Source organism: Massilia sp. CT11-108, assembly GCF_047302915.1.
Lineage (GTDB): Bacteria > Pseudomonadota > Gammaproteobacteria > Burkholderiales > Burkholderiaceae_D > Telluria > Telluria orientalis.
Map to the genome: position 1 here is coordinate 1 of NZ_JBKYMO010000158.1, position 11874 is coordinate 11874.

Here is an 11874-nt window from a genome sequence, read left to right on the forward strand (position 1 = left end):
GTTGCGTCCGCACTGCTCGGACGCGCTGACGACGACGCCCTGCCAGTGCGCCAGCCGCTTGTCGGCACGGTCGCCGGACAGGCGCACAACGGACCGCTGCGCCGCCAGCGGAATGATGCCGGCCGCGCCCAGCTCGACGGCCTTTTCGACGATCCAGTCCATCTTGCTGCCCTCCGGCAAACCCTGGGCCAAGGTGACGCGGAAGGGGAGCTCCACATCGACGGCTTCCAGCGCGATGACCTCGGCGCTGGCGCGGCGCTTGCCGATCTCGGCGAGGCGCGCGCGCACCTGGCCGCCCTCGCCATTGAACAGCACGAGCTCGTCGCCGCTCTGCTGGCGTACGACGTGCAGGTGGTGGGCGACCGCTTCCGGCAGGTCGACGACGCTGCCGGGAATGAGGGGCTGGGGGCAGTAAAAACGTGGCATGGATGGCAATCGGAACCGTTAACGAGCCGGCATTTTAAAGCGAGGTTGTCATGCTCTGGTAAAATACCCGGTTAAGGCCAGCTCGTGCCACCGCTTCCCTATCCTCAGACCCACACATCCATGAAATCTCTGCAAACCACCACCCTGATGGCCAACGCAATTCGTGCGCTGGCGATGGACGCCGTCCAGAAGGCGAATTCCGGCCACCCCGGCATGCCGATGGGCATGGCCGAGATCGCCGTTGCGCTGTGGGACGGCCACTATCGCCACAACCCGGCCAATCCGGGCTGGATGAACCGCGACCGTTTCCTGCTGTCGAACGGCCACGGCTCGATGCTGCATTACGCGCTGCTGCACCTGTCGGGCTACGACCTGTCGATGGACGACATCCGCAACTTCCGCCAGATGCATTCGAAGACCCCGGGCCACCCGGAAGTCGGCATCACCCCGGGCGTGGAAACGACCACCGGCCCGCTGGGCCAGGGCATCGCCAACGCCGTCGGCATGGCGCTGGCCGAGTGGCTGCTGGCAAAGGAATTCAACCGTCCGGGCTTCGACATCGTCGATCACTACACGTACGCATTCGTCGGTGACGGCTGCCTGATGGAAGGCATCTCGCACGAAGTCGCGTCGCTGGCCGGCACGCTGCGCCTGAACAAGATGATCTGGCTGTACGACGACAACGGCATCTCGATCGACGGCAAGGTGGAAGGCTGGTTCACGGACGACACGCCGCAGCGCTTCGCGGCGTACGGCTGGAACGTGATCCCGGGCGTGGACGGCCACGACGTCGCCGCCGTGGACGCGGCCATCGCGCAGGCCAAGCTGTCGGACCGTCCGACGCTGATCTGCTGCAAGACCATCATCGGCAAGGGCTCGCCGAACCTGCAGGGCGGCGACAAGGTGCACGGCGCCGCGCTGGGCGAGAAGGAAGTCGCCGCGGTGCGCGCGCACCTGATCTGGGACGCCGTGCCGTTCGACATCCCGGCCCCGATCTACGAAGCCTGGGACCAGAAGCAGAAGGGAGCCGCCGTCGAAGGTGCGTGGAACGAGCTGTTCGCCGGCTACCGCGCGCAATACCCGGAACTGGCCGCCGAATTCGAGCGCCGCATGAAGGGTGAGCTGCCGGGCAAATTCGAAGAGACGCTGGCCGCCGCCATCGCGTCGACCATCGACAAGAAGGAAACCATCGCGACCCGCAAGGCGAGCCAGAACGCGATCCAGGCGCTGGCCCCGGTGCTGCCGGAATTCCTGGGTGGCTCGGCCGACCTGACCGGCTCGAACCTGACCAACTGGAAGGAATCGATCCCCGTCCGTTCGGGCACCCCGGGCAACCACATCAACTACGGCGTGCGCGAATTCGGCATGTCGGCCATGATGAACGGCATCGCCCTGCACGGCGGCTTCATCCCGTTCGGCGCCACGTTCCTGACGTTCTCGGACTACAGCCGCAACGCCCTGCGCATGGCCGCGTTGATGAAGATCCGTTCGCTGTTCGTGTTCACGCACGACTCGATCGGCCTGGGCGAAGACGGCCCGACGCACCAGTCGGTGGAACACGTCTCGTCGCTGCGCCTGATCCCGAACCTGGACAACTGGCGTCCGTGCGACACGACGGAATCGACCGTCGCCTGGGGCGCAGCCGTCCAGCGCAAGGACGGTCCGTCCACGCTGATCTTCTCGCGCCAGAACCTGCCGTTCATGGAGCGTGACGCGGCGACTGTCGCGAACATCGCCAGGGGCGGCTACGTGCTGCGCGAAGTGGCGAATCCGGCCGCGGTCCTGATCGCGACGGGTTCGGAAGTGGAACTGGCGGTGAAAGCCGCCGAAACCCTGGCTGGCCAGGGTATCCAGGTGCGTGTGGTGTCGATGCCGTCGACCGACGTGTTCGAGCGCCAGGACGCGGCCTACAAGGCTGCCGTGCTGGGCCGCGGCATCCCGCGCGTGGCCGTCGAGGCTGGTGTGACGGACTTCTGGTACAAGTACGTCGGCCTGGAAGGTGCCGTGGTGGGCATCGATACCTTCGGCGAATCGGCTCCGGCCCCGGTGCTGTTCAAGCACTTCGGCTTCACGGTCGAGAATGTCGTCGCCAAAGTCAAGTCGGTCCTCCCGGCTTAACGAGGGGAGCCTCGCAAACCTACTGCGCGTTGCAGGTTCGGCCTGCGATGCTCGCTGTACCGTAAGTACAGCTGCGCTTCTCGGCCAAACCTGCGGCCGCTCGCTACGGTTTTCGAGGCCCCCGATACGCTAACGGGACGCATGGACAGTGAGACTGTCCGTACAGCTGTATTCGCGCTATGCTTCGGTGTTAGGATTTTTTTAATCAGGAGTGAATAAATGACGATCAAAGTAGCAATCAACGGTTATGGCCGTATCGGCCGCAACGTGCTGCGCGCTTTCTACGAAGGCGGCAAGAAGCAGGACATCCAGATCGTGGCGCTGAACGATCTCGGCAACGTCGAGCACAACGCCCATCTGACCCGTTACGACACGACCCACGGCAAGTTCCCGGGCACCGTCGAAGTGGACGGCGACTACATGATCGTCAATGGCGACCGTATCCGCGTGTACGCGCAGCGCAACCCGGCCGAACTGCCGTGGGGCGAGCTGGGCGTGGACGTCGTGCTGGAGTGCACCGGCTTCTTCACCACCAAGGAAAAAGCCTCGGCCCACCTGAAAGGCGGCGCCAAGAAGGTCATCATCTCTGCACCGGGCGGCAAGGATGTCGACGCCACCATCGTGTTCGGCGTGAACCAGGACGTGCTGAAGGCCACGGACACCGTGATCTCGAACGCATCGTGCACCACCAACTGCCTGGCCCCGCTGGTCAAGCCGCTGAACGACGCCATCGGCCTGGAAAACGGCCTGATGACCACCGTGCACGCCTACACCAATGACCAGGTGCTGACCGACGTGATGCACGAAGACCTGCGCCGCGCCCGTTCGGCCACGCAGTCGATGATTCCGACCAAGACCGGCGCCGCCGCCGCCGTCGGCCTCGTGCTGCCGGAACTGAACGGCAAGCTGGACGGCTACGCGATCCGCGTGCCGACCATCAACGTGTCGATCGTCGACCTGTCGTTCATCGCCAAGCGCGACACGACCGTGGAAGAGATCAACAAGCTGATGAAGGACGCATCGGAAGGCGCGCTGAAAGGCATCCTGACGTACAACACCGAGCCGCTGGTGTCGGTCGACTTCAACCACAACCCGGCCTCGTCGAACTTCGACGCGACCCTGACCAAGGTGTCGGGCCGCCTGGTGAAGGTCTCGTCCTGGTACGACAACGAGTGGGGCTTCAGCAACCGCATGCTGGACACCACCGTGGCGCTGATGAACGCGAAATAATCGGGTTCTGCACCATGAAAAACGCTCCCTCGGGAGCGTTTTTTTATTTCGTCTTCGGCCAGGGCGTCAGGATCTCGAAGCCGTTCTTCGTCACCGCGATCATGTGTTCCCACTGCGCGGACAACGACCGGTCGCGCGTCACGACGGTCCAGCCGTCGTCGAGCTGTTCGACGTCGGCCTCGCCCAGGTTGATCATCGGCTCGACGGTGAAGGTCATGCCTTCCTTGATGAGCATGCCCGTGTTGGGGCGGCCGTAGTGCAGCACCTGCGGGTCTTCGTGATAGACCTTGCCGATGCCGTGGCCGCAGTATTCGCGCACGACGGAATAGCCCTGGGCTTCCGCCAGCTTCTGGATCGCATGGCCCACGTCGCCCAGGCGCGCGCCCGGGCGCACGGCGCGGATGCCGGCCATCATGGCATCGTACGTCGTGTCGACGAGTTTCCTTGCCTCCGGGCTTGGGGTGCCGACGAAGTACATGCGGCTCGTGTCGCCATGCCAGCCGTCCTTGATCACGGTGACGTCGATGTTGACGATGTCGCCGTCCTGCAGGATCTCGGCGGGGGAGGGGATGCCGTGGCAGACGACGCTGTTCACGGACGTGCACAGGGTCTTCGGAAAGCCGTGGTAGCCGACGTTGGCGGGCGTGGCCTTCTGCACCTTGCGGATGTATTCATTGCAGCGGCGGTCGAGTTCTTCCGTGGAGACGCCGGGGACGACGTATTCCGCGATCATTTCCAGCACCTCGGCCGCCAGGCGGCCGGAGACGCGCATCTTGGCGATGTCTTTGTCAGTCTTGAGTTTGATAGGCATGGTTCGTTGAGTGTGCACCGATCGCTCATGATAGCCGATGCACGAAAAAAAATGCCCGCCAGGCGAACCCGGCGGGCATTGTTCAGGCTGTCACTTGCGTGATCAGAAGGCCTGGTTGTAACGCACGTAGATGAAGCGGTCGATCGGCAGGTTGGCGTCCACAGCCGACGAGGACGACGCACCCAGCACGGTGGTACGCGGTTCCTTGTCGAAGATGTTGTTGGCGCCGACCATGATCTGGCCTTTCCACGAGGTCTTGTAGGCGACGCTCACGTCGTTGTAGACCATCGCGCCCTTCTTGTTGTAGCCGGTACCCCAGTTGGCGTGACCTTGCGGGGTCGAGCATTCCACGGTGCTGCTGTAGCACTTGTCGCGCATCGCGCCGAAGTAGCGGGCCGTCCAGGTGGCGCTCCAGTTGCCCAGGCTCCAGTCCAGCGCGACGTTCGACTTCACGCGGTAGTAGGCGACGCCGCCGCTGCCGTCGTATTCGCCCAGCGAGCTTTCCCAGTCGGCCGTGTTGTCGGCCTTGGTGCGGTACTTGGTCACGAAGGTCGAGTCCGAACGCACGCCGAAGGCGCCATAGGCACCACGCTTGAAGCGGTAGGCGAACGACAGGTCGTAGCCTTCGGTTTCCAGCGCGCCCAGGTTGGCGTTGCCGCGCGAGAGGTTCGTGATCTGGCCGGTGATCGGGTCACGCTTGATCGCGTTGCAGAACGACTGGACACCCTGCACGTAGCAGTATTCGGCGACCTGGGTGGCCGAGATGCCGGTGATCAGGTTGTCGACACGGATGTTGTACCAGTCCAGCGAGCCCGACAGACCCGGCAGGAAGGCCGGGCTGTAGACGAAGCCGAAGGTCTTCGTCTTGGCGCGTTCCGGCTGCAGCGAGGCGTTGCCGGCGCCCGACATGAACGGGTTGGCGCTCTGTGCGCCGCCCGCGTCGGTGATCGGGGTGTTGGTCTGGTCGGTCTGGCGGAAGCCCGGACGTGCGCCTTGCGCCGTGCAGCGTGCATCGACGCCCGGCGTGCCGCGCTGGCCGTACAGGCTGTCGCACGGGTCCATGTACGTGTCGTAGGTCTGCTGGCCGCCGCCGAACGTGTCGCCCACGGTCGGAGCGCGGAAGCCCTGTGCCCACGTGCCGCGCACCAGCACGTCCTTGATCGGCTTCCACATGAAGCTGGCTTTGCTGTTGTGGGTGTTGCCGAAGTTGCTGTAGTCCGAGTAGCGGGTTGCCAGGTCGACGCTCAGCAGCTCCGCGAAGCGCACACCCTTCAGGATCGGGATGTTCGTTTCGAGGTAGGCTTCACGCACCGAGTACTTGCCGATGGTCGAGTTGCCGGCCAGGTCGGTCGAGTAGCCCGATTGTTCGAACTGGCCCGGGATGTCGTAGCCGCGTACTTCGCGGTGTTCGACGCCGCCTGCCACGCCCAGCATGCCTGCCGGCAGCTGCAGCAGTTCGCCGCTGATGTTGGCGGTCGCGCTGTTGATGGTCGAGCCATAGGTGGCCTGGCCGGTCGACATCACGTAGTCCAGGGTTTCCTTGTTGGCTGCGCCCGGACCGGCGATGATGTTGAACGGCTTGCATTCCGCCAGCGGGATCGGCGAGGCCGCGGTGCCGCACTGGACGACGCCGCTGGCGTTCAGGAACGACGGACCGAGAGCCTTCTTCAGGTTCAGCAGGTTGACGTTGCCGGTGCCCATGGTCGTGCCGCGGACGGCGCTGTGGTTGTAGCCCACGTCCCAGTTCCAGGCCTTGCCTTGCCAGTCGAAGTTGCCCGACAGGGTGGTGTCGACGTGGAACGTGTTGTTGGTGTTTTCCGTCACGCGCGGCACTTCGACGGTGCGGCGGATGAAGTACAGGTCTTCACCGAACGGGTTGTAGTAGTTGTCCTTGTCGATGTAGACCGGGTAGCTCGGCTGTGCATCGCTGCGCAGCGGGTAGCCTGCGACCTGCGCGGACGACTGGCGCTGCGAATACATCGCGGTCGTGCTCAGCTGCATGTTGTACGGCAGTTCCAGCGTGCCCTTGGTGAACAGCGTGTCCAGGCGGTTCGGCATCTGGAACATCATCTGCGAGGCGCTGTTGAACTTGTCCTCGACGATGCTGCTCTTCCAGTCGTGGTAGTTGGCCGTGTTGCGCGGATCCGAGCCCGTGCCCATGCCGTTGCCGCCGGCGCCGCCGGTGTGGTTCAGCACGTAGTCGAAGGCATCGCCGTTGGCCGGCAGGACTTCAGCCCACGGGCCCGCGCCCAGGCCGGCGGTCGGGTGAGCCGGGCCCTTCGGGTATTTGGTGATGTCGCGGTCGCGGGCCCACACGGTGCCCTGTTCGGTGTGCGACAGGCCGACCATCAGCGACGCCTTGTCGGAGCTGGCGCCGTAGGTCAGCGAGAAGTCCTTCGCGCGGCCGTCGGCCTTGTCGTTGGCGCCGCTGTAGATGCTCAGCTGGCCACCATCCATGCGCTTCTTCAGGATGATGTTGACCACGCCCGAGATCGCGTCCGAGCCGTAGATCGACGAGGCGCCGTCCTTCAGGACTTCGATGCGCTCGATCATGGCCGACGGGATGGTCGACATGTCGGTATAGCCGTCGACGGACTGGGTCCAGCGCTTGCCGTCCACCAGGACCAGCAGGCGGTTCGAGCCGAGGTTGCGCAGGCTGATGTACTGGCCGCCGTTTTCACGGTTCGACGTCAGCGAACCGCCGCGGTCGAAGTCCGGCGTACCGGCGGAAGACAATTGGTTCAGGATGTCACCGACGGTCACGAGACCCGTCTTTTGAATCTGTTCCTGGGTCATGACCTGGATCGGTTGTGCCGTTTCCACGTCGACCTGGCGGATGCGCGAGCCGGTCACTTCGACGCGCTGCAGGGGCGCCGATTGGGTCTCTTGCGCGTAAGCCGCTTGCATCCCGAGCGCGACGCCGCCGAGGCAGATCAGGCGGATCGAGCGGGACAAGACTTTTTCCATCATGGTTACAAAACTCCTAGGTTAGGGCACGGCGAACTGGGTAGCAGCAGCCGTGTGAGGCCGTCGCTGCAAAGCGACTGTTTTGAAAGCAATGTGGTTAACATTTTTTTTCAAGCTGGCAATGGAAGCATCCACCGTGGCAGCCTGTCAATGTTCAAGGGTGCATATTTGTGGGTGTTGCGGGTTTGCGTAATTACAATAAAATCAATGGAGTTGCCCATATTTACGGCAACAAATATTGTGTACAGACATGAATCTATGCCGAAAGCATCAGTTTGGGCGTAGAACCCCCTACAGATAGCTGAAATAGGTGCAACATTCTTTTACGGCAGGAATGCATCAGATTGGTGCAAGAGGATTTGCACGCCTTTTAAACTGTTACATTTGTACAACAGGCAAAATTTCTTGAAAGGTCAGAACGACTGGTTGTCGCGCACGTAGACAGGGGATCGATCGGCAACTGCGGGTCGACGGGTGCGCCGCTGAAGTAGCGCGACGCCAGGGGCACGGCCAATGCGATTCTCTTTCGTTGTGACATTGAGTCTCCGATTTAGACATTGCTGCAGATCACGCAACGTTAGTCATACCGGTGGCTTATGTATTGACGAGAATCAAGCCGTAAATATGTTCGCGAGGAAAAGTTAAGGAATAGCAAATTCCCGAGCGAAATAATACGCTCGGGATAGCGTCAGACGTGGAAGCAGTCGTGCCACAGCCGGACGACGACATCGGCATGTTTCGCGACGAGGCTGCGTTCCACGCGAGCATTTTCCTGGCCCTGCAGGCGGACCTGGTGCTGCAATTTGCGCATGGCGCGGTACGCCACGGCGGCGCCATCGGCCAGGCCCATGTCGATGAGGCCCAGCGTGCCGCACAGTTTCAGCAACGCGATGTTGCCGACGTTCGCCGTCAGTTGCGGATACGCGGCCGCATGGCGCAGCACGAGGTATTGCACGATGAATTCGATGTCGATCATGCCGCCTTCGTCGTGCTTCAGGTCGAAACGTTCGTCGCGGGGCGGGTGCGCGTCGCGCATGCGCTGGCGCATCTTGACGACTTCCTCGCGCAGTTCGGCTTCGCGGCCCGAGCGGTCCTGGCGCAGCACCTGTTCGCGGATCGCCTCGAAGCGGGCGCCGATGCCGGTGTCGCCCGCGCAGAAGCGGGCGCGCGTGAGGGCCTGGTGCTCCCACAGCCACGCGGAGGATTGCTGGTAGCGTTCGAACGCCCCCACGGACGACACGAGCATGCCGGACGCGCCGTCCGGCCGCAGCGCCGTGTCGATGTCGAACAGGATGCCGGCCGGCGTATGCGTCGTCATCCACGTGATGAAGCGCTGGGCCAGCTTGGCGTAGTTCGAGGGCGCCATGTCGTCGTCGTCGTCGAACAGGAAGATGACGTCCAGGTCGGACACATAGCCCAGTTCCTTGCCGCCCAGCTTGCCGTAGGCGATCACGGCGAAGCGCGGCACTTCCACGTGGCGGGACGCGATCGTGCGCCAGGCGCGGCGCACGACCTCGCACACGATCAGGTCGGCCAGCGCGGACAGGTGGTCGGCCAGGCGTTCGACGGACAGTTCTCCGGCGAGATCCAGCGCCAGCAGGCGGAACATCTGGGCGTGGTGGGCTTCGCGCAGGATGTCGAGCTGGCGCTCGGTATCGCCCGTGGCCGCGTCGAGCTGGGCCGCGAGGCTCGCCGCCAGCGAAGGCAGATCCTCGGCCGCGTTGCCGCGGTCGTCCAGCAGCTCGTCCAGCAGGATCGGGTGCTGGGTGAGGAACGTGGCGGCCCAGCCGGACGCGTTGATCATGCGGAGCACCCGCTCCAGCGTGTGCGGATATTCCGTCAGCAGCGACAGGTACGCTGAGCGGCGTGCAATGGCTTCGAAGAAATCGAGCAAACGGCCCAGCGTGGCCGCGTGGCTGCCGGCACCCGCCTGCGCGACGACGTTCGGGATCTGCGTCAGCGCCGTGTTGACGAGGGCGACGAGGCGGTGGCGGCTCGCTTCCGGCAACGTCTGCAGCTTGGGCGCCTGCCATGTGGCGACCAGGCGGTTCGCGCCGGCCTGCGGGTCGTCGAAGCCGAGGCTCGCGAGGCGGTCGGCGATGGCGTCGCGGTTGTCCGGATCGGTCAGCAGCGCGTCCGGGTCGACGGGCTCGCTGCCTGCCGCCTTGTCGGCGAAGATCGCGTCGAACTGGGCGGCGACGAACGCGCGCCACGCGTCCAGCCGGGCCAGCAGTTCGGCCTCGTCGGCCATGCCCATCATGCGCGCGACGGTGTTGCGATCCTCCGGCGCGACGGGCATCGTGTGCGTCTGGGCATCTTCCAGGTATTGGAGGCGGTGCTCCAGGTTGCGCAGGAATGTATAAGCTTCAAGCAATTGCTCGACCGTGTCCGCAGCCAGCAGTTCGCGCTCGGCCAGCAGGCGCAAGGTCTTGCGCGTGGAACGCTCGCGCAGCGCCGGGTCGCGGCCGCCGCGGATCAATTGAAACACTTGCGCGAGGAATTCGATCTCGCGGATGCCGCCGCGGCCCAGCTTGACGTTCTGGTTGCGCTCCGGATGCAGGCGCTCCTGGCGGTTGACCTCGGCGCGGATCTGGGCGTGCATGGTGCGGATCGCGTCGATCACGCCGAAGTCGAGATAGCGCCGGAACACGAACGGCCGCACGATGGCGTCGAGGGCCGCGATGTCGGCCGGATCGCCGGTGACCGCGCGCGCCTTGACCCACGCATAACGTTCCCATTCGCGCCCCTGTACGATCAGGTAGTCCTCGACCATGTTCAGGCTCGCCACGAGCGGGCCCGACTTGCCGTTTGGACGCAGTGCCATATCTACGCGGAACGTAAAACCGTCCTCGGTGACTTCGGACAGCGCGGCGATCAGCTTGCGGCCCAGGCGCACGAAGAATTCGTGGTTGGACAGGGATTTCTGGCCGGGGCCGGCTTTCGTATCGCCGTCCTCGGGGTAGACGAAGATGAGGTCGATGTCCGACGAGACGTTCAGTTCGCCGCCGCCGTGCTTGCCCATCGCCAGCACCATCATCTGCTGGGGACGGCCGGAATCGGCGCCGACCGGCTCGCCGTGCAGCGCGGTCATCTCCGCCATCAGCTCGGCCAGATGGGTCTGGACGGCGAAATCGGCGAAGCGGCTCATGGCGGTCACGACTTCGTCCAGGTCGGCCTGGCCGTCGAGGTCGCGCCGGATGATGGTGCAGATGAGCAGGTTGCGCAGCCGGCGCATGGCCCGCGTTGTCGGCAGGACCGTGCCGTCGGGACCAGAAGCGGCCTCGGTCGCCAGCGCTGCGCCGAAATCGAGGGAGGCCAGCGATAATGCGGACAGGGTATCGACGCGCCCGGCACGGGCCGGATCGGCGGCGAGCCAGCGTTGGTAATAGCGCGACATCTGCGCGGCCGACTGCGAAGAAGCTTGGAAAGGGAAAGCATGGAGCATGAGGCGAATTCCAGACGAGTTGTGCGTTTCGGGACGCTTGCTATGGGGTAAAATTGCCCGCCATGCTGCCCTGGGTCAGCACGATGTTAAGGTAGACGCCGCGGATGTTGCAAGCGCTCTCTTTTATTTACAGATTAACAACTCGGCGAGTCTTTTGACGCTATTGATGCACAACCCGGAACCGCAGGCGCAGCGCGAGCCCAACGCGCATGAGCAGGCGCACCCCCAGACGCACGCGCTGCCGCTGGTGGAGCGCTGGGCCCGCGCGCGTGCCTGCTACCGCTATGCGAACCTCGCGTCGCATCATGTGCTCGGCTTCACGATCAAGGCCGTCCTGCTCGTCTACTTCGCGTTCACGGTGCTGTTCCTGGTGCTGCGCTACGCAGTCCTGCCGAACATCGATTACTACAAGCCCGACATCGAAAAGGCCGCCAGCCGCGCGCTGGGCAACCAGGTGACCATCGCGCGCGTCTACGCATCGTGGCGCGGCCTGCGCCCGAACCTGTACCTGGGCGACCTGCGCCTGCACGACCGCGCCGGGCGCCAGCTGCTGGCGCTGCCGTCCGTGTCCGCCACCGTGTCGTGGTGGTCCGTGGTGGCGGCCGAACCCCGGTTCGAGGCGCTGGAAATCAACCGGCCGGAACTGGACGTGCGGCGCGGTGCGGACGGCATCATCGCCGTCGCGGGCGTGCGCATCGATCCCAATAAAAAGGAAGAGGGCGGCGGCGCCGACTGGCTGCTGCGCCAGCACGAGGTCGTGATCCGCGAAGGCCGCCTGACGTGGACGGACGAACTGCGCGCCGCGCCCACGCTCGCGCTGTCGGACGTGACGCTCGTGCTGCAGAACCGCTGGACCACGCACCGCTTCGCCCTGAAG

Annotated in this window: 6 protein-coding genes and 1 pseudogene; 3 read left to right on the plus strand and 4 right to left on the minus strand. The window is 64.4% G+C overall.

Annotated elements, in window-relative coordinates:
• Positions 1-426: RsmE family RNA methyltransferase (locus ACEN88_RS14495; RefSeq protein ID WP_413340615.1), on the minus strand; the 426-nt coding region annotated here is incomplete at its 3' end.
• Positions 427-510: 84 nt separating this feature from the next.
• On the opposite strand from ACEN88_RS14495, the gene tkt reads away from it, so the two are divergent.
• Positions 511-2544 carry a transketolase gene (gene tkt, locus ACEN88_RS14500; protein WP_413340616.1) on the plus strand — a complete coding sequence of 678 codons (2034 nt, stop codon included), beginning with the start codon at positions 511-513 and terminating at the stop codon, positions 2542-2544.
• Positions 2545-2763: 219 nt separating this feature from the next.
• Positions 2764-3774 (plus strand): type I glyceraldehyde-3-phosphate dehydrogenase, encoded by a 1011-nt coding sequence (gene gap / locus ACEN88_RS14505; RefSeq protein WP_036235159.1) that lies wholly within the window; start codon positions 2764-2766, stop codon positions 3772-3774.
• Between the two features lie 43 nt (positions 3775-3817).
• Here gap and map read toward each other — a convergent pair whose 3' ends face one another.
• From map to glnE, 3 genes are all read right to left on the minus strand, one after another.
• Positions 3818-4585 (minus strand): type I methionyl aminopeptidase, encoded by a 768-nt coding sequence (map, locus tag ACEN88_RS14510; protein ID WP_413340618.1) that lies wholly within the window; start codon positions 4583-4585, stop codon positions 3818-3820.
• 102 nt (positions 4586-4687) lie between these two features.
• The gene (locus tag ACEN88_RS14515) at positions 4688-7540 is read right to left on the minus strand and encodes a TonB-dependent receptor plug domain-containing protein (RefSeq protein WP_413340620.1); all 2853 of its coding nucleotides are present in this window, start codon (positions 7538-7540) and stop codon (positions 4688-4690) included.
• Between the two features lie 700 nt (positions 7541-8240).
• Complete coding sequence (gene glnE / locus ACEN88_RS14520; protein WP_413340622.1) at positions 8241-10997, minus strand: bifunctional [glutamate--ammonia ligase]-adenylyl-L-tyrosine phosphorylase/[glutamate--ammonia-ligase] adenylyltransferase; 2757 nt, start codon at positions 10995-10997, stop codon at positions 8241-8243.
• Between the two features lie 166 nt (positions 10998-11163).
• Here glnE and ACEN88_RS14525 point away from each other — a divergent pair.
• Positions 11164-11874, plus strand: a pseudogene (locus ACEN88_RS14525) (TIGR02099 family protein); the annotation flags it as partial.